This window comes from Pseudomonas sp. 2024-210, from assembly GCF_045062345.1.
Classification (GTDB): domain Bacteria; phylum Pseudomonadota; class Gammaproteobacteria; order Pseudomonadales; family Pseudomonadaceae; genus Aquipseudomonas.
The window spans coordinates 205,018-224,321 of sequence record NZ_JBJGEJ010000008.1 but is presented as its reverse complement, the minus strand read 5'-3'; the positions used below and the strand labels follow the sequence as shown (position 1 = coordinate 224,321).

The 19,304-nt window shown below is 55.1% G+C and carries 11 protein-coding genes; 5 read left to right on the top strand and 6 right to left on the bottom strand.

Annotated features, from left to right (window positions below):
• Positions 1-4: 4 nt before the first annotated feature.
• Both ACI7MX_RS14070 and ACI7MX_RS14065 read left to right on the top strand, forming a co-directional pair.
• On the top strand, positions 5-1,747 hold the full coding sequence (locus ACI7MX_RS14070) for a phosphoethanolamine transferase CptA (protein ID WP_405588882.1): 1,743 nt from the start codon (positions 5-7) through the stop codon (positions 1,745-1,747).
• Between the two features lie 142 nt (positions 1,748-1,889).
• Positions 1,890-4,103, top strand: coding sequence for a TonB-dependent siderophore receptor (locus ACI7MX_RS14065; RefSeq protein ID WP_405588885.1), 2,214 nt, complete (start codon positions 1,890-1,892; stop codon positions 4,101-4,103).
• A gap of 83 nt (positions 4,104-4,186) precedes the next feature.
• On the opposite strand, the gene ACI7MX_RS14060 is transcribed toward ACI7MX_RS14065, so the two are convergent.
• The 6 genes from ACI7MX_RS14060 to ACI7MX_RS14035 all read right to left on the bottom strand — a co-directional run bounded on the left by ACI7MX_RS14060 (position 4,187) and on the right by ACI7MX_RS14035 (position 14,383).
• Entirely contained in the window at positions 4,187-4,672 is a 486-nt protein-coding gene (locus ACI7MX_RS14060; RefSeq protein ID WP_405588888.1) for a GNAT family N-acetyltransferase, read from the bottom strand.
• A 103-nt stretch (positions 4,673-4,775) separates the two neighbouring features.
• On the bottom strand, positions 4,776-8,048 hold the full coding sequence (locus ACI7MX_RS14055) for a transporter substrate-binding domain-containing protein (RefSeq protein ID WP_405588891.1): 3,273 nt from the start codon (positions 8,046-8,048) through the stop codon (positions 4,776-4,778).
• Positions 8,049-8,675 carry a response regulator transcription factor gene (locus ACI7MX_RS14050; protein ID WP_314489248.1) on the bottom strand — a complete coding sequence of 209 codons (627 nt, stop codon included), beginning with the start codon at positions 8,673-8,675 and terminating at the stop codon, positions 8,049-8,051. It abuts the gene before it with no gap.
• Between the two features lie 350 nt (positions 8,676-9,025).
• Positions 9,026-11,788: a magnesium-translocating P-type ATPase gene (mgtA, locus tag ACI7MX_RS14045; protein ID WP_405588894.1), complete on the bottom strand. Its 2,763-nt coding sequence runs from the start codon at positions 11,786-11,788 to the stop codon at positions 9,026-9,028.
• A gap of 660 nt (positions 11,789-12,448) precedes the next feature.
• Positions 12,449-13,786: a lysine N(6)-hydroxylase/L-ornithine N(5)-oxygenase family protein gene (locus ACI7MX_RS14040; protein WP_405588897.1), complete on the bottom strand. Its 1,338-nt coding sequence runs from the start codon at positions 13,784-13,786 to the stop codon at positions 12,449-12,451.
• Between the two features lie 117 nt (positions 13,787-13,903).
• Entirely contained in the window at positions 13,904-14,383 is a 480-nt protein-coding gene (locus ACI7MX_RS14035; RefSeq protein WP_405588900.1) for a sigma-70 family RNA polymerase sigma factor, read from the bottom strand.
• A 324-nt stretch (positions 14,384-14,707) separates the two neighbouring features.
• On the opposite strand from ACI7MX_RS14035, the gene ACI7MX_RS14030 reads away from it, so the two are divergent.
• From ACI7MX_RS14030 to ACI7MX_RS14020, 3 genes are read left to right on the top strand one after another with little or no spacing between them, the layout of a single operon-like run.
• Positions 14,708-15,880: an efflux RND transporter periplasmic adaptor subunit gene (locus ACI7MX_RS14030; protein ID WP_405588903.1), complete on the top strand. Its 1,173-nt coding sequence runs from the start codon at positions 14,708-14,710 to the stop codon at positions 15,878-15,880.
• Positions 15,881-17,848, top strand: a complete 1,968-nt coding sequence (locus ACI7MX_RS14025; RefSeq protein WP_405588906.1) for a MacB family efflux pump subunit — start codon at positions 15,881-15,883, stop codon at positions 17,846-17,848.
• Positions 17,849-17,855: 7 nt separating this feature from the next.
• A complete protein-coding gene (locus ACI7MX_RS14020; protein WP_405588909.1) occupies positions 17,856-19,256 on the top strand; it encodes an efflux transporter outer membrane subunit in 1,401 nt (466 codons plus the stop codon).
• The last annotated feature ends 48 nt before the right edge of the window (positions 19,257-19,304 follow it).

Genomic DNA, 19,304 nt, shown 5'->3' with positions numbered 1-19,304 from the left:
CTGTATGGGGATGTTCAAACGCAGTCACACCTCTGCGAAAGGTTTCGATTGGGCCGGGTTAGGCTGGCTGTTTCTGTTCTTCTGGTATTTTTCCGGCATCACCCAACTGCTTATCCAACTGACAGGCACATCAGGGTTTTCAGGTTTTCGCCAAGCATTCATCATGAGTGCTATCTGGCTGGCCCCGATGCTGATCTTCCCCAAGTACACACGCCTGATGGCCGCCGTTATTGGCGTCGTGCTGTGGGCATGCTCCATGGCCAGCCTCGGTTACTTCTTCATTTATCAGCAAGAGTTCTCGCAGAGCGTCATCTTCATCATGTTCGAATCGAACGTCTCTGAAGCGGGCGAGTACATGACGCAGTACTTCGCGTGGTGGATGGTGCTGGCATTTCTTGCGCACACCGCTTTTGCAATCTTTTTGTGGACCCGCCTGCGCCCGGTCTATATGCCCCGTCCGCAAGCCTGGGCGGTTGCTACCACCCTACTGGTCGCAATCGTCGGTTACCCGATCATTAAACAATCAATCAGACACGACACTATGGCCGCCGCTATGGAAAGCTTTGAAAGTCGTGTAGAACCCGCAGTGCCGTGGCAGATGGTCGTCGCTTATCGCCGTTATCTGGAACAACTGGACAACATGCAAGGCATGCTCGCCAGCGCCAGCAAAATCCCCCCCTTGACCCATCTCAAGGACAGCGAAGTCGGCAAACCCGCGACTTTAGTGCTGGTCATTGGCGAGTCCACTAACCGCCAGCGCATGAGCCTCTATGGTTACCCACGCAAAACCACGCCCAATCTCGACCAATTGCGTGACCAACTGGCTATTTTCGACAACGTTGTAACGCCGCGCCCCTACACCATCGAAGCGCTGCAGCAAGTGCTCACCTTTGCTGACGAAGACAATCCTGACCTTTACCTCAGTACCCCGTCACTGGTCAGTGTCATGAAACAGGCCGGCTACAAAACCTTCTGGGTGACCAACCAGCAAACCATGACCAAGCGCAACACCATGCTCACTACGTTCTCGGAACAGGCAGACGAACAGGTTTACCTGAACAACAATCGTAACCAGAATGCACGCCAGTACGATGGCGACGTGATTGAGCCGTTTAACAAGATTCTAGCCGACTCCGCCCCACGTAAATTGATCGTGATTCACCTACTCGGCACTCACATGAGCTACCAGTATCGCTACCCGCCGACCTTTGACAGGTTCACCGATCGAACAGGCGTACCCGCCGGGCTGACCGATGATCAGGTCCCTACCTATAACAGCTACGACAACGCTGTTTTGTATAACGACTTTGTTGTATCAAGCCTGATCAAGGACTTTGCAAAAACCGACCCGAATGGCTTTCTGCTGTATCTGTCCGACCACGGCGAAGACGTCTTTGACTCGGTGGGTCATAAAACGTTGGGTCGTAACGAATCAAAACCCACAGCGCCGATGTATACCATTCCGTTTATGGTCTGGGCTTCACCCAAATGGCGTGAAGACCATGCCTGGAACTTCGCCCAAGATCTGAGCCGCCCTTACAGCAGCTCGCAATTCATTCACACCTGGACTGACCTGGCGGGTCTGAGCGCAGATGAGCTGGACGACAAGAAGAGTCTGGTCAGCGAACAATTTATCGCTCGGCCACAATTGATTGGTAACCCTTACCAGCGTCCGCAAAAGGCCTTGATTGACTTCAGTTTGATCAAACCTAAGCACCCGGCTGCGGCCGAAGTGGCCAAGCAGTAAGGCTGCACTACCGCGTCAGTGTAATCATGCTGCGGGAGAAATACCCAGAAATAGGAATTATTCTTGTTTAGCTAAAGAGCTCATTGGTCGTTCGTTTGAAGTTATCAATAACTTCAAACCCTTGACCAAGGAGTCGGTAGAGATGTCAGCGCCCATTGCCCGCAGCATCACGTTAGCGCTAGGTCTTTTGGGGGGTGCCTTTAGCTCGCAGCTTCTGGCTCAAGCCCCGCTTCAACCACAGACTGAACCCCCCGGAACGCTAGAGCTTGCCAGCACCAGCGTCAGTTCAGAAGAACTGGGGGCAATCACCGAAGGTACCGGCGCTTACACCCCCGGGTCGACCAGTACTGCGACAAAACTCAACCTGAGCGTTCGAGAGACACCGCAGTCGATATCCGTCGTCACCCGACAGCAAATGAATGACTTTGACCTTAATACCCTGACCGAAGCCATGCGTCATACAACGGGTATTGTGGTTCAACACAATGACTCGGATCGGGTGAGTTATTCATCACGCGGCTATTCCATCAACAACTTCCAGATTGATGGCATGCTCAATACCTTCAGTTTTATGAAGTCTGATGCTGACACCATCATCTACGACCGTATTGAAGTCATTCGCGGCGCCACCGGGCTGACTACTGGCGCAGGTGATCCCTCTGGCACCATCAACATGATCCGCAAACGTCCGACCTTCGAACCACACGCCAAGGCCGGGGTGTCCGCAGGCAGCTATGACGACTACTACAGCTATGTCGATGTGGGCGGGCCATTGGCATTTGACGGGCGTTTACGAGGCCGCACTGTACTGGCCTACAGAGACCGCAAGTCGTTCAGGGACAGCTATGCGTTACAGCGCAGCGTGGCTTACGGCGTGCTGGAAGCTGACCTGACAGACAGCACTACCGTCACGGTCGGTTACGACTATCAAGACAAACAGGTACAAGGCTCCTCCTGGGGCACCCTCCCCTACTGGAACGGGGCCGGTGAAAAAGCCCATCTCAGTCGCTCTACCAATTGGGTTGCACCTTGGAGCTCCTGGCCAATGAAAGACAAAACCGCCTTCGCCACACTCGAACAGCAACTGTTCCATGACTGGCACCTCAAAGCGGCTTATACCCATCGCACCAGTGATGCTGGCGGTAAGGTGTACTACGCCGGGGGTGGATTCCCCAATGCTGATGGCACTGGCATGTATGGCAACAGCAGCCATTTCACGGGCGACGAAACCATGACCGCGGTTGACGCCAACCTTTCAGGAAGCTACCCGCTGTTCGGCCGCGAACATGATCTGATGGTGGGTTATGGCGAAGCTAAAAACGACAATGTGTCGCCACTGCTCAAAAGCACAAATCCGGAAGGCTATGACATCGTCCCCGACTGGAATGACCTGGGCGCCATCCCGGCATTTCAAGATATTGATACCGGCCTTGCAGGCGTTCGCAACATCATTAAGCAGAAGTCGGGGTATCTGGCCACGCGCTTTAACGTCACCGACGAATGGCACGCTGTACTCGGCACCCGTTATGGCAGTTGGAAAAGCTCCAGCGTCGGCAACGATTGGCAGGATGATGAACAAACGCTCATCCAATACAAAAATGTTTCCCAAACACAGAACCACATCCTCACACCTTATGCGGGCTTGCTGTATGACTTCACCGACAACCTCACCGCCTATGTCAGCTACACCGACATCTTCAGGCCGACAACCCGCAAGGACGTGAGCGGTTCATACCTTGAGCCAGTAGTGGGCAGCAATTATGAAGTAGGGCTTAAAGGCAGCTTTTTGCAAGAACGCCTTAACCTCTCAACGGCAGTGTTCTGGAGTAAACAAGATAACGTGCCGGTGATCGATGACTCAGTGCCTCGAGGGCCCAATGGCGAGGAGTATTACAAGTCAGCGGGCAAGGGAAACAAGGTCAACGGGTTTGAAATCGAACTGGCCGGTGAAGTCATGCGCGACTTGAACATGGTGGCCGGGTACACCTACACCCATTCACGGGATGGCGAGGGTCAGCGCATGAACTCCACAGCGCCGTTAAACATGGTCAAATTATCCAGCACTTATCGCCTATCCGATGATTGGAAGGGCATGACGGTAGGAGCAGCCGTCAATTGGCAGAGTGATATCTATCGAGGTGCCTACCACCCGGATGGGTCATTGCAAAACATCACCCAAAAGTCCTACACGATCGTCGATCTGATGGCCCGCTATGTGTTTGATAAACACGTGTCTGCCACGCTGAACGTGAAGAATCTGCTGGATCAGAAGTACTACGAAAATGTAGGTTTTTATAACGGGGTTTTCTGGGGCGATCCCCGAAGCCTGAGCCTGGGTGTGGAGTGGACGCTGTAAACCCAGAGTGAAACCATGTCTGCTTGCGGTGTACAGCCTGATGGGCAGGCCATCGAGGCTGTACACCGCAAGCAGAGATACCCCTATAAATACTTGTTCCAGAACAACATGCGCCCGTGTGCCGGGTCGAGCTGCCCCTCACTGAAGCCGAATTTGCGATATGAGCCTTGAGCGACCGGGTTGCCCTCGAGCACCTCAAGAGTGATCTTGCAGCATCCGCGTTCGCGAGCAATGTCCTCGACCTTGAGCAGCATCTTATGACTCAGCCCCAGGCCGCGAAACGTATTAACCACCGACACGTCGTGTACATTGACCAGAGGTTTGCCAGCAAAGGTTGAAAAACCTTCAAAACAATTCACCAGACCTGCAGCTTTGTCGCCAACAAATGCCAACACGCTGAATGCATGCGGGCGCTTGGCCAACTCACCCGGCAAACGCTCAAGCACCTCTTGCGACAAGGCCTCCCCACCCCCCATCGGGTCTTGGGCGTAGTGATTCAGAACATCTCTGAGGGCTTGGGCATGAATCGGGTTTTTATAGTCTGCTTGCACTATCACGACTTCGGACATTGCACGTATTCCTCAACCACACAGGTCATTAGTGACAACGCCAGACATTAGCGCGAGCAAAGCGAGACAAACAAGGGCCTGTCTCAAAACAGGTTCTTGAGCATCACTGATGCAGCCCGCTGCCCTCATTGTAATGTTCCAGTACTTCCCCCAGTTGCTCCAAAAAAAGGTGCAATGAGTCGACACTCGCTGTAATCAGGGGTAAGTCCCCTAACCTGCAAGCGGCCTCAAGCTTCTCACAACAGCTAAACAGCGCTTTTGATCTAATCATGCCGGCCATGCCTTTTACATTGTGAGCAAACGTCATCAACCCCTCGAAGTCGTCATTCACGAACAGCTCGATCAGTCGCTTCAAGTCTTGACGGTTACTGGCAGCCAGTTCCGCTATCAGGTTTTTCACAACGGCATCATTTCCCTGACTTAGCTGCTTGAGGTAAGTGAGGTCAATGTCACTGGCAGGGCCTGGCAGGGACGCTTCATCAGTTTGTTCACCTGAGTGCTCGGGCATCGCACCCGCCAGAGAAACGCTTAAATCCTTGAGACTGATGGGCTTGAACAAGCACTGATCCATCCCCGCCTCGCGACAGCGTTCGGCTTCTTCAGGTTGGGCGTTGGCTGTAAAACCAAAAATCAGCGACGGTTTCAGGCCGGACGTGCGCTCTTCGGCGCGCACGGTCCGTGCCAGCTCATAGCCATTCATGACCGGCATATTGCAGTCGGTGATCACTACATCGAATTGATCTGCGCGCCATTTCCTCAAGCCCATCGCACCATTTTCAGCATCAGTCACGCGATGCCCCAGGTACGTTAACTGCTGAGCCAGTAACAGGCGATTGGCCGGATAATCGTCCACCACCAAAATGTTCAGCGCACGGGAACTTGCCCATGGGTTATGTTCCTCAACTTCGCTGGACGCTTCAGGCGCAAGCCGCGGCACCTCCAACATGATCTCGACCTGAGTACCGCGCCCCAGATCGCTAATTAGCGTCAACCTGCCGCCCATCATTTCGCAGAGGGTACGACTGATCACCAGCCCCAACCCCGAACCACTTCGTGCTGACTGGGTATTATTGCTGGCCTGAACAAACGGGCTGAACAAACGTTGTTGATCATCTTGTGAAATGCCCATACCGGTGTCTTCAACGCGCAAGCAGATCGACACACTCGGTTCATCGTGGGCGCACGTCATGACCACTGTCAGGCGAACCTCGCCCGTGTCGGTGAACTTGATGGCGTTGCTTAATAAATTGGAAACTATTTGTTTAAAGCGCATGGGATCCAGCAATACATCTGGCGCGGTCAAGGTCGAGGACAGATCACATTCCAGACTCAGACGCTTCTCACGTGCCAGCCCATCAAACATCCGTACCACAGACTCCACCAGCGTCTGAACATTGGCGCGCTTGGGGCTTAATGACAAATGCCCGGACTCAATGCGCGCAATGTCTAAAATATCGCCAATCAAATCCAGCAGCTCACGGGCTGAGCCCGATGCCACTTCAATTGCAAAGCGATCTACCACACCCTCCTCGGCTTTTTTCATCGCCAACTCAAGCATGCCAATCACTGCGTTCATCGGTGTGCGGATTTCGTGACTCATGGTCGCCAGAAAAGTTGTTTTAGCCCTGTTGGCCTCATCGGCACTTTGCTTGGCGACTTGTAATTGATCCAGCAACTGCTGGCGCTTTGCAATCGTGCGCCGCAAGTAGGCAATCCATCCCAAGGCGAACAGCAGCAAAGCTGCGGCAATGGCGAAGCCCTGAAGAATGGCACTACGGTTGCGCAACCAGTAGCTCTGCTCCTGCGTGTCATCGCGCCAGCGGCTGGTCAACACACTCATTTCTTCTGGGGTGATGCTCAGCAGCGCCTTATTCAGAATCGAATTCAACTGGGGCGCATGGGGCGAGGTGGCAAAACCAATTTGAGCAGGCTGGGTACCGACCGTACTGGTGATCTGCAGTTGCTCACTAAAACGTCGGGAAATCATGTAGCGCGCACTGATCAGCGCATTGACGGCGGCATCCGCTTCGCCCTGCCCCACCATGCTCATGGCCTGGGCTGCATTATCTGCTTCCAACAGTTGAATACGCGGATAGCGCTCGCGGATATACGCTTGCAACACATTTCCTTTGACCACTACCAGTCGTTGACCGTCCATGTCATCCAGAGTCGCCGAGCTGGCCGGGTGTTTGCGTGTGACCAGCACAAAGGGCGTGGTGAGATAAGGCCGGGTAAAGTGCAGGTGGCTTTCACGATAAGTGCTGGGGGTAAAGGCACCGACCAGATCGGCTTCTGAACTGCCGACCTGTTTAATCATGTCTTCAACCGTGGCGGCTTTCACCGCATCTAACGAGAGGCCTGTGAGGGCGCTGATTTTATTCAGCACATCGGCACTGACGCCCTTGAAAACACCTTGCTCGTCAAAAAAAGACAAGGGCAAATATTGATCATTAATGACCACGTTCAGCCGCGGGTGCGCTTCGATCCAACGGCGCTCATCGGCTGTAAGGTTCAACTGGGCATGGGTATTGACTTGCGGCCCTTCAGAACTCCAGCGGCGAACAATCGTCATCCGCTCACTGGGAGGTATTGCCGCCAGCGCCTCATTGACGATTCTCAGCAATCGCTCATTGGTGCGCGTCAAGGCAAATGAGAAATGGCTGACGTCAATACGTGAGAAGTCAGCCAATTGCACATTGTTGAGATAATTCTTATTGATCAGGTAACTGGCACTAATGAAATCCCCCAAATAGGCATCGGCCTGACCAAAAGCGACCGCGCCAATGGCACTTAATGTTGAGGAATACAGTTTCAAGGTGGCTTTCGGATAAAAAGCGCTGACTGTTTGGGGGGGTAAATAGTGATCCAGCATTGCCAAACGCTTGCCGGCCAGATCGCTCGGCAACCGCTCTTGATTGTTGCTGCGGGTCACTAACGTGGGCGAATCATCGGCATAGGCCAGTGAGAGTATGAGCTTGGGGTCGTGCGCCTCAAAAGCGTTGGCGCTACTGAGTAAATCAAGTTCGCCTCGCTTAAGTGCATCCATTGCCAGGGGTCTGGAAGCGTACCGTCTGACCTCTATTTTGACCTGTAACATCTCTGACAGGAGCCGCGCGTAATCTGCGGTCAACCCTTCAAAATCCTGCTCGTTGGCCGTTATGTCGAACGGTGCGTAATCGGGTGCGGAGACACCCAAATACAACGCCCCCTTTTGCCTTAGCCATTGCCTGTCAGCCGGGTCAAGTACCACGCCATAGGCCTCAACAGTGGAGCGCCCCAACAGTTGCAGGTGCTGCACCCCTGATTCAGCGAATGCGTTCTGTTGCCCCAACAAGAGCAACAGCGCGAGTAACACCTGCCGTGCGAAGGTGTTCAATTAGATCAGGTCGTTACGTTTGGCAAAATCTGCCAAATAAACCACAGACTTCATATTCAGCTTTTCGATCAACCTGGCTTTATAGGTGCTGATGGTTTTGCTGCTCAACGTCATGTCTTGCGCAATCTGTTTATTACTTGAGCCTCGGGCCAGCTGTTGCAGAATACTCAGCTCGCGCGCGGACAACCCCTCGATCATTTCCATGTCAGTCAAGGTGATATCGCTGTTACGCACTGAACTGATGGCCAGATTGGGAAAGAAGGTATAGCCATCCATGATCAATTTGACGGATCTGATCAACTCGCTCAGGTCCTGTCCCTTTGTGACAAACCCTGCGGCGCCGGCTTTCATGCATCGTTGTGAATAAAACAACGGCGATTGAGAAGTCAGTACCAACACTCGGCTGGTGATTCCGCTCGCTTTGAGCCGCCCGATAACCTCAAGTCCATCCAGGCCCGGCATGGTGATGTCCAGCACAATCAAGTCAGGTGCAAACTGACGTGCCAATTGAATGGTATCGATGCCGTTAACGGCTTCAGCCACCACCCTGTAGCCTTGATTTTGCAGCAGTAATTTCACAGCAGACCGAATAAGCGAATGGTCGTCAGCAATCAGTACATTAAACATTTGAGCCCCTGCTATTAACCTGAACAACAACGCGCCAGGCGTAGACATGTTTTTTTGAATAGGTTAATCCAGCAAAAATCTGTGAATAGATCTATCAGGAGTGCCGACGCAATTATAGGATATTTCCTACATTCGACCTTTTAACACCCCGTACCGACCAATGGCAGCCTGCTGGAGTCCCGGTGAAATTTAGCCGCGAATAATCGCTACTAGACTGCTGCGCGCAAGAAGGGAATTGTCTACAGAACCTGTAGGGAATTTCCTAAAAAAGCAGGAATTGGGAGCAATACCTGCTTATTCAGGAACAAAGAGCCTTTCTCAGGCTTCTACGGCCGACACGCAGAGACTCGTCACTGCCAGCCAAACTTGCGGATATAAAATCCTTTAACGGCTTGGGTCAGCGCCATGTATGCCAACAAAATCATGGGCAAAAACACAAAGTACAGCGGCGGCAATGCCTGCAATTTGAAGTAAGAAGCCAGCGGCCCCATCGGCAGAAAGATACCGACAGCCATAATCACGCCTGTCATGACCATCAACGGCATGGCTGCACGACTTTGCAAAAACGGAACTTTAGGGGTCCTGATCATATGCACGATCAGCGTCTGAGTGAGCAAACCCACGACAAACCAGCCTGACTGGAACAAGGTTTGGTGTTCCGGTGTATTGGCGTGAAATACATACCACATCAAGCCAAACGTCAAAATGTCGAAGATCGAACTGATCGGTCCAAAGAACAACATAAAGCGCCCCACCTCCGCCGGCTGCCAGCGTTGCGGCTTTTTCAGCATTTCCTCATCGACGTTATCAAACGGAATGGCGATTTGAGACACGTCATACAGCAAGTTCTGAACCAGCAGGTGCATCGGCAGCATCGGCAAAAATGGAATAAATGCACTGGCCACTAACACCGAAAAGACGTTACCGAAATTCGAACTGGCGGTCATTTTGATGTACTTGAGCATGTTGGCAAAGGTACGGCGACCTTCCAGCACGCCCTCCTCCAGCACCATCAGGCTTTTTTCCAGGAGGATGATATCCGCGGCCTCTTTGGCAATGTCCACCGCACTGTCGACAGAAATCCCGATATCCGCCGTACGTAACGCCGGCGCATCGTTGATCCCGTCCCCCATAAAGCCGACGACATGGCCATTGGCTTTGAGCATCCGCACAATGCGCTCCTTGTGGGTCGGCGTCAGTTTGGCGAACACGTTGGTGGTTTCCACAGCCCGCGCTAACTCAGCATCACTCATGCGCTCGATGTCGTTACCCATTAACAAACCCTGCTGCTCCAACCCCACCTCGCGGCAGATTTTTGCAGTCACCAGCTCGTTATCGCCCGTCAACACCTTGACCGCCACACCGTGCTCGGCCAATGCCTTTAACGCGGGCGCGGTACTTTCTTTTGGCGGATCCAGAAACGCCACATAACCAATCAACGTCAACTCTTGCTCATCCGCCAGGCTATAGGTATCACGCCCGGGCGCCATTGACCGCGCAGCGACGCCGACAACGCGCAAGCCTTCTTCATTGAACGCCGCCGTTACTTGGCGAATACGGGCCAGCAGTTCGTCGGTCAGAACTTCTTGTGACTCACCATGACGAACGTGTGTGCACACTGACAACACTTCTTCGACTGCGCCTTTGCAGATCAACAGGTGCGGTTGATCGTGCTGCGCTACTAGCACCGACATGCGGCGACGGGTGAAGTCAAACGGGATTTCATCCACCTTCTGGAACGCCGTCCCCACATTCAATTGGCGATGGACTTCAACGTGCTCCAGCACCGCCACGTCCAGCAAATTCTTCAAGCCAGTCTGGTAGTAACTATTGAGATAGGCCATTTCCAGCACGTCGTCAGACTCTTGCCCCCAAACGTCCACATGCCGGGCGAGAAAAATTTTGTCCTGCGTCAACGTGCCGGTCTTGTCAGTGCACAGCACATCCATCGCACCGAAGTTTTGAATGGCGTCCAGGCGTTTGACAATGACCTTTTTGCGCGACAGAAACACCGCCCCTTTGGCCAGCGTCGAGGTCACAATCATCGGTAGCATTTCCGGGGTCAGCCCCACCGCTACCGACAAGGCGAACAGCAGAGCTTCAGTCCAGTCGCCCTTAGTAAAACCATTGATAAACAACACCAGCGGCGCCATGACAAACATGAAGCGAATCAGCAGCCAGCTGACTTTATTGACCCCCGTCTGGAACGATGTAGGCCCGCGATCAGTCGCCCCCACCCGCTGTGCCAGCGCGCCGAAATAGGTGCTGTTACCGGTGGTCAGCACCACCGCCGTTGCAGCCCCGGACACCACGTTGGTACCCATAAAGAGAATATTGTCCAACTCCAGTGGGCTGGTGGCTTCAAGATTGCTCTGGTGCGCAAATTTCTCAACCGGCATCGACTCACCCGTCATGGCGGCCTGACTGACGAACAGATCTTTTGCGCTGAGCACTCTGCAATCGGCTGGAATCATATCCCCCGCCGACAGCACGATCAGATCGCCCGGCACCAATTGCTTGATCGGCAATTCAATGCGCTGCGCCCCCTTGATGCGCAGCGAAGCCCCATAAAACTTGCCAAAAATCGGTGCCGCATCGGCACTGAAATCCCGCCGCATCACCGTCGCGGTGTTACTCACCATGGCCTTGAGGGCATCGGCAGCCTTGTTTGACTTGGCCTCTTGCCAGAACCGCAACACAGTGGACAACACCACCATCGTGCCGATGACGACTGCCGCCTGAACGTCATCAGTGGCCAGTGAAACGGCGGCCAGCAACGTCAGCAACAAGTTGAAGGGGTTTTTGTAGCAGTGCCACAGATGAACCCAGCGACTGAGGGGTTGTTCGTGCTCGACCTCGTTAAACCCATGCTGCTGGCGCAATGCGTCAGCTTCGGCCTCACTCAAACCATCGGTATGAGTGTCCAACGTGTCGATCAACACCGCACTGTCGCTGTTGGCGGCGGCCACCAGTGTTTGGGCCAGCGTCGGAGGCACTTCTCGGCTGACGGTGGTATTCGTCAGGCTGTCCAGCAATGTGAGGCGTCGGAAGTGCCGGGCGATGTGGCGGTTACGCAGAAAGCCTGCGAAAAATTCTTTCAGGGTGAGTTTCATGATGCTTCTCCTGCGCCGCCTGCGCTCACCCTTCAGGGCGTTACGCAGGCGGCCTTAATCTTGTGCCGTCATTCATGATGATCAGTCTCGAGTGCGAACCGGCAGGCCGCGTTTAATGGGGCAATCGCACGCAACCCGGCAAGGCTGGCCGATGTTGGCGGCGGCGAATCAGTTGAAAAGTGTGGGCCATAGTCATTCCCCTGACGATTTGCGTCAGCGATGTTCCACAGCAGGTACAGTCGAGCACTGCCCGAATGCCATTAAGGCAAGGCACAGGTCCGCACTCTGTTGCGATCACGCCCTTGTAAAAGGTGCAATCACACAGCTCTGAGTATCGAAGAGAGGACTTCATAGGTCGGGCCATAAGTGGCCCGATCAGGATGCCGCTTCTCGCTGTTTAGCAAGAAAACGACAGGGGAATCTGCACGTTAGCTTGCCGAGATGATGCCGGTTGTCAGAACCGGCCCACTACTGTCACTCGAACTGGTACCCACTGAGGGACTCCGCTATTGATGAAAACGTGGGCAGCTTACGCCCGAGATTCCAGGGAGTAAACCGCAGAATGCCGCCGGTTAAAGGATTCAGAAATGGCTTCAGGAAAGGTTCAGCTTTACCCCATGAATGCCGAAAAACGCGGCACTCATGGGCGTGTTGGCAGGCTCAGCCAACATTGGCCAGTGAGCGCTCAGCCATTTCCAGAAGCGGGGTCCGGCGCTTGTCACAGGCATACAGCGATGCCGAAATTTCCTCGGCACGAATCGGCAACACGGACAGCAATGTGTCACTCAGACCATGGCTTTCCTGACTGAAACCTTGCATGTAAATACCGGCCTTGCAGCGCGGATCGGTGACAATGCGGTAATCGCGATCCACTTCAAAGTCACCCAGGTATTCAGCCAACGGGGCCAGCAGATGGCGATGCATTTGCCGTTCGTAGCCTGTCGCCAGAATCACCGCGTCGTAGTGCTGCTCGGCCAACTCGCCATTGGCGGTGTTACGCAACATCAGCTTGATGCTTTGCCCGTCCGCCACTGCACTGTCAATGCGGGTCAGGCTACGGAACGTATGACGGGCTATGCCCGACACTTTCTGACGGTAGAGGATGCCGTAGATACGTTCAATCAGATCAATGTCGACCACCGAATAGTTGGTGCTCTGATACTCGTTGATCAGACGCTCACGCTCTAGCGTGTCCTGTGCGAAGACCAGGTCAGTGAACTCCGGTGAAAACACTTCATTAACGAACGGACTGTCATCAGCAGGTTTAAGCGCCGAGCCACGCAGGATCAGATCCACTTGAGCCGACGGAAAGCTGTCATTCAAATCGATAAACGCTTCGGCAGCGCTCTGCCCGCCGCCAATGATCGCGATGCGCATGGGCTTGCCGCTCACACACGGCTGCTTGGCCATGCGCTCCAGGTAGTGCGAGTGATGGAACACTCGACTGTCATCTTTGAACGATTTGAACGGCGCAGGAATACGCGGCGTGCCACCGGCACTGACAACCACGGAGCGCGTGGTACGAACATGTTGCAACCCGTGGGTATCACGGGAAATGACCCGCAGAGCTTCAACCTGCTGCTGATGCAACACCGGCTCGATGGCCACGACTTCTTCGCCGTAGCGGCTTTGCGCCTCAAAGTGCGATGCCACCCAACGCAGGTAATCATTGAACTCCATGCGACACGGATAAAAGGTCCCCAGGTTGATGAAATCAACCAGACGCCCATGAGCTTTCAGGTAATTAACGAAGGAATACGGACTGGTCGGATTGCGCAGCGTGACCAGATCCTTGAGGAAGGAAATCTGTAACTCACTTTGCGTGACCAGTGTATTACCGTGCCAGCGGTAGTCAGCCTGCTTGTCTAAAAACAGCACGTCCAACGGCCCTTCGATTTGCCCGCGCTCTTCCAGGGCGATGGCCAAGGCCAGATTGGAAGGCCCAAAACCGATGCCGATCAGATCATGGACGACGGCCGAAGCGATTGCCTGTGTCATTTTCAGTGTCCTCTGGATTGCCCCTCAACAGAGGGAAGAAAAAGCCCATGACACGACTGCTCTATAGCAGGGCAGCCGATCACCTGTTGAGTAGGAACGAGGCTACAGAAATGAAATTTAGGCGCTGTCCCACAGCCGAATACGATTTCGGCAATGCTTCATGGCATTAACGATATGCTTCTCAACCACACTGCGCGACACCCCAAGGCGTTCAGCGATTTCGGGATGTGACAAGCCCTCCAGCTTGCGCAGCAAAAAACTCTCGCGACACGCCACAGGCAGTTCAGCCAGGGCCCGCTGAACCATTTCAAGGCGCTGACCATGATCCATCGAAGCGTGTGGCGAAGGGCTGAAAAAACGCTCATCCGAGTCCAGCACCTCAAGAGGTTCCACTTGGCGCAAGGTGTTGCGCCGGTGACCGTCGATCACCAGATTCAATGCAGTGCGATACAAAAAAGCACGAGGCTGCTCAATCGGATCATCGGCGCAACGCTCTAGCACGCGTACATACGCGTCATGCACCACATCTTCGGCCGCATGCGCATTGCCCATCCTGGCGCTTAACACGCTGACCAGTTCGCGATAGTAGTTTTCCAACATGACTCCTGGCCACAATAACTGCGGCAACTTTCCATGAGCGCTGTGACGTGGCCAATTGGCATAGCGGCATGATGATGGCACTTTTGCCGATGTAATTTATAGTAATTCTCATATAGATTTAACTTTCTTGGCGTAAAACATCGGAAAAAACTTGCGAATTATTAAGTAACACCCCTGCCTGACTGCCAGTAAATTCCCCGCTTACCTCTTCGTTTACTCAGCAGCTCCCCGTGTCTGTCGCTGCGTCGACAACGTTGTCTCTTGGGCGTTAAGTGCCCAACTGCTAAACGACGGGCCGATCCCTCTTGGCCGGAACCCTGAATGAAACGCCCCCGACAGACCCGCCGCGCGTTGCTGATTTGCCTGTTTTTACTGTTGGGTGCCAGCCTGGTGGCCTGGCTTTTACTTGCCCCCGGCCGCGAAGCGTACGACACGGTGCCCGTGATCCGTGGCGACATTGAAAACAGCGTAACGGCCCTAGGCACTCTGCAACCTCGGCAATACGTTGACGTAGGTTCCCAGGCTTCGGGGCAAATTCATAAAATTCATGTAGAGGTCGGCAGCGAAGTCAAGGAAGGCCAGTTACTGGTAGAGATCGACCCGTCAACGCAAACGGCCAAACTCGATGCCAGCCGCAATGCCATCGATAACCTCAAGGCCCAGTTGCAGGAACAACGCGCCCTGCACGATTTAGCCAAACAGAAATATCAGCGCCAGCAAAACCTGGTTAAAGGCGGTGCCACGCGCGATGAAGATGTGCAAATAGCCTTGGCCGAAGTACGCACCACACAGGCCAGAACCGACATGTTCCAGGCGCAGATTCGTCAAGCACAGGCCAGTTTGCGCAGCGATGAAGCCGAACTGGGCTACACCCGCATTTTTGCCCCGATGTCAGGCACCGTCGTGGCCATTGATGCCCGCGAGGGTCAAACCCTCAACGCACAACAACAAACGCCCCTCATTTTGCGTATCGCCAAACTCTCACCCATGACCGTCTGGGCTGAAGTTTCTGAAGCTGATATCGGCCACGTTAAACCCGGAATGCCGGCCTACTTCACCACCTTGAGTGGCGGCAACCGCCGCTGGAACAGCACCGTACGGCAAATCCTGCCCGTGCCACCCAAACCTCTCAACGAGGCCAGCCAGGGCGGCGGCAGCCCGGCCAGCTCAGGCAAAAGCGGCAGCGCCCGCGTGGTCCTGTATACCGTTCTGCTGGACGTGGACAACACCGATCAGGCACTGATGGCCGAAATGACGACCCAAGTCTTCTTTGTTGCCGAACGAGCAAAAGATGTGCTGCTGGCCCCCATCGTAGCGCTGCAAGGCACGGCCACAGGGGATCGCCAGACCACGTATATCGTCGCCAAAAACGGCAAGATCGAACCTCGGGAAATCCGCACGGGCATCAGCGATCGCCTGCGCGTGCAAATACTTGAAGGGTTGAATGAAGGCGATCACCTGCTGATTGCCCCAGCCCCCGGCAACGGAGGCTGAATGCCTATTCCCTTGATCGATCTGCAAGACATTCGCAAGGTTTACGGCGGCATCGACACGCCTGAAGTTCATGTGCTCAAAGGCGTCAGTCTGTCGATCCATGCCGGTGAGTTTGTGGCCATTGTCGGCGCCTCAGGGTCGGGCAAATCGACGTTGATGAATATTCTTGGCTGCCTCGACCGGCCTACCTCGGGCCGCTATTTATTTGCTGGCGAGGATGTCGCCCACCTCGACTCCGACGCGTTGGCCTGGTTGCGCCGTGAAGCCTTTGGCTTTGTGTTTCAGGGTTATCACCTGATCCCCTCCGCCTCCGCTCAGGAAAACGTCGAAATGCCCGCTATCTATGCCGGCATGCCCGCCGCCGAGCGTCACGCCCGCGCCGCCGCACTGCTTGACCGGCTCGGTCTGGCCGAACGCACAGCCAACCGTCCGCATCAACTGTCAGGTGGCCAACAACAACGGGTGTCCATCGCCCGCGCTTTAATGAACGGCGGGCATATCATTCTCGCCGACGAACCCACCGGCGCCCTCGACAGCCACAGCGGCGCCGAGGTCATGACCTTGCTTGATGAGCTGGCCAGCCAAGGCCATGTGGTGATTCTGATTACCCATGACCGCGAAGTCGCAGCGCGGGCCAAACGCATCATCGAAGTACGCGACGGCGAGGTCATCAGTGACAGCGCCCAGGGTGACCCAGCCTCTAATGACAACCCGCAGGCGTTGCAAGCCATCGACCTGCGCAAGCGCCTTGAAGAAGGCAGCGAAGCCCGAGGCGCGTGGAAAGGTGAGTTGGTGGACGCCGTACAGGCCGCCTGGCGAGTCATGTGGATCAACCGCTTTCGCACCGCCCTGACCCTGCTCGGTATTGTCATTGGCGTTGCTTCGGTGGTGGTGATGCTGGCCGTGGGTGAAGGCAGCAAGCGGCAGGTCATGGCCGAAATGGGGGCTTTCGGTTCCAATATCATTTACCTCAGCGGCATGTCGCCCCGACCGCGGGCGCCGCTGGGGATCGTCACCCTGAACGATGTGGCCGCCCTGTCGACGTTGCCTCAAGTAAAAATGATCATGCCGATCAATGGCGCCGAGATTGGCGTGCGTTACGGCAATGTCGATCACACGATGTACACCGGTGGAAACGGCATCGATTTTTCGGCCATTTTCAATTGGCCCGTGGTACAGGGCAGTTTCTTTACTCAGGCCGACGAGGATGCTGCCGCTGCTGTAGCGGTTATCGGAAAGAAGGTGCGCGATAAGGTGCTCAAGGATGTGCCCAATCCGATAGGGCAATACATCCTGCTTGAAAATGTGCCGTTTCGCGTCGTCGGGGTTCTGGCCGAGAAAGGCGCCAGTTCCGGCGATTCTGACAGCGACACGCGCATCGTGGTGCCCTACTCCGCCGCCAGCGTGCGCCTGTTTGGCACACACAACCCGGAATATGTAGTGATCGCGGCGGCAGATGCCAGCAAGGTCAATCAGACTGAAAAGGCCATCGAACAACTGATGCTTAAACTGCACCACGGCACGCGCGACTTTGAAATCACTAATAACGCCGCGATGATTCAGGCCGAGGCCAAGACCCGCAACACCCTGTCGTTGATGCTCGGCTCAATTGCAGCGATCTCGTTGTTGGTCGGCGGTATCGGTGTCATGAACATCATGTTGATGACCGTACGCGAGCGCACCCGCGAAATTGGTATTCGCATGGCCACCGGCGCCCGCCAGCGCGACATCCTGCGCCAGTTTCTGACCGAAGCCCTGATGCTCTCGGTGGTCGGCGGTGCAGCCGGCATCGCCTTGGCCTTTGTAGTCGGCGCAGTGCTGTATCTGTGTGATGTAGCCGTCGCCTTTTCCTTGGTCGCCGTGTTGGGCGCATTTGCCTGTGCTTTGGTGACCGGCGTCATTTTCGGCTTTATGCCGGCCCGCAAAGCTGCCCGGCTTGATCCGGTCACGGCCCTTACCAGTGAATAAACGATTGATGAAGCCGTCTTTGAGTCTGTTGTCCCTGTGCATGCTGCTGGGCGCTTGCAGCACCGGGATCCCCCATGTCAACAACCCGGTGATCGTACCTCCCGCCTGGCATTCGGCTCACGCGCTAAGCCGCCAGCAAAGTAGCCAACAATGGTGGCAGCAATTTGGCAGCCCCGAGCTGGATGAACTGATCGCCCAAGCCAAAAACGGCAGTTACGACCTGGCGGCAGCTGTTGCACGGGTGCAACAAGCCCACGCCAGCGCCGTGATTGCCGGGGCGCCATTGATGCCCAAAGTCAAATGGGACGCTAGCGGCAATCGTCAGAAATTACTGCGTGGCAAAGGCTATAGCCAACTGGATGCGACGGATGAGAACAAGGCGGTGGATTACTTTGAGGCCAACTTGACCGCCAGCTATGAAGTGGATTTTTGGGGAGGCAAAACCGCCGCCCGGGACAGCGCCGAACAAGCGCTCAAAGCCAGTCAGTATGATCGCGACACGGTCGAACTGACCTTACTCAGCAGCGTCGCCAACAGCTATGTCCAAACCCTTGCTCTCAACGAACAACTGCGTATCGCCCGGCTTAACCTGAACAATGCACAGCGGGTGTTACATGTCGTGCAAACTCGCCATGACGCAGGCTCTGCTACAGCGCTGGAACTGGCTCAACAAAAAAGTCTGGTGGCTGCACAACAACGCCAATTGCCGCTGATGGCACAGCAGGCACAAGATGCACGCATTACCCTCGCGGTATTACTGGGCAAACCGATCAACACCCTTGCTGCGAGTGGCACACCCTTTTCCCGACTGCGCTGGCCAGATATTGGCAGCGGCGTACCCAGCGAACTACTCACCCGGCGTCCTGACATCGCCAGTGCCGAAGCTAAACTGGCGGCGGCCCGTGCGGACGTCAGTGTCGCCCGCGCGGCCATGTTGCCCAGCCTGACAATAAGCGCCAGCCTGGGCTCGGGAGCCGACCGGCTCAGCGATGTGTTGCGCAGCCCGTTTTACAACCTGACGGCAGGACTGGCCGGGCCGATCTTCAACAACGGTCGCCTCCGTGCCGAGCGTGACAAAGCCACGGCGCGGCAACAGGAACTGCTACAAACCTACCGTTCGAGCATCATCAGTGCCTTTGCCGACGTCGAAAAAGCCCTGAACAGCGCCACAGGCCTGGATCAACAAAGGCAGTGGCAAGACGAAGAACTCAAGCAGGCGCAGCAGGCTTTCGACATTGCCGAAAGCCGCTACAAGGCCGGGGCCGAGATGTTGCTGACCGTCCTTGAGACTCAAAGAGTGTTGTATGCGGCCCAAGACCAGCACGTACAACTGCGTATGGCGCGACTGCAGGCCAGCATCGCGTTGTACAAAGCCCTGGGTGGGGGCTGGAACACGCAATCTTTGTAGCCGCTGACGAGGTACGCAGGCTGCGATCGGCGGCTTCGCGGTGGTTGA

Bases quoted from the DNA above. Each gene is read 5' to 3' on its own strand.
- ACI7MX_RS14020 (WP_405588909.1), top strand. From the start codon at position 17,856: ATGAAGCCGTCTTTGAGTCTGTTGTCCCTGTGCATGCTGCTGGGCGCT.
- ACI7MX_RS14025 (WP_405588906.1), top strand. From the start codon at position 15,881: ATGCCTATTCCCTTGATCGATCTGCAAGACATTCGCAAGGTTTACGGC.
- ACI7MX_RS14060 (WP_405588888.1), bottom strand. From the start codon at position 4,672: ATGTCCGAAGTCGTGATAGTGCAAGCAGACTATAAAAACCCGATTCAT.
- ACI7MX_RS14030 (WP_405588903.1), top strand. From the start codon at position 14,708: ATGAAACGCCCCCGACAGACCCGCCGCGCGTTGCTGATTTGCCTGTTT.
- ACI7MX_RS14070 (WP_405588882.1), top strand. From the start codon at position 5: ATGGGGATGTTCAAACGCAGTCACACCTCTGCGAAAGGTTTCGATTGG.
- ACI7MX_RS14040 (WP_405588897.1), bottom strand. From the start codon at position 13,786: ATGACACAGGCAATCGCTTCGGCCGTCGTCCATGATCTGATCGGCATC.
- ACI7MX_RS14065 (WP_405588885.1), top strand. From the start codon at position 1,890: ATGTCAGCGCCCATTGCCCGCAGCATCACGTTAGCGCTAGGTCTTTTG.
- mgtA (WP_405588894.1), bottom strand. From the start codon at position 11,788: ATGAAACTCACCCTGAAAGAATTTTTCGCAGGCTTTCTGCGTAACCGC.
- ACI7MX_RS14050 (WP_314489248.1), bottom strand. From the start codon at position 8,675: ATGTTTAATGTACTGATTGCTGACGACCATTCGCTTATTCGGTCTGCT.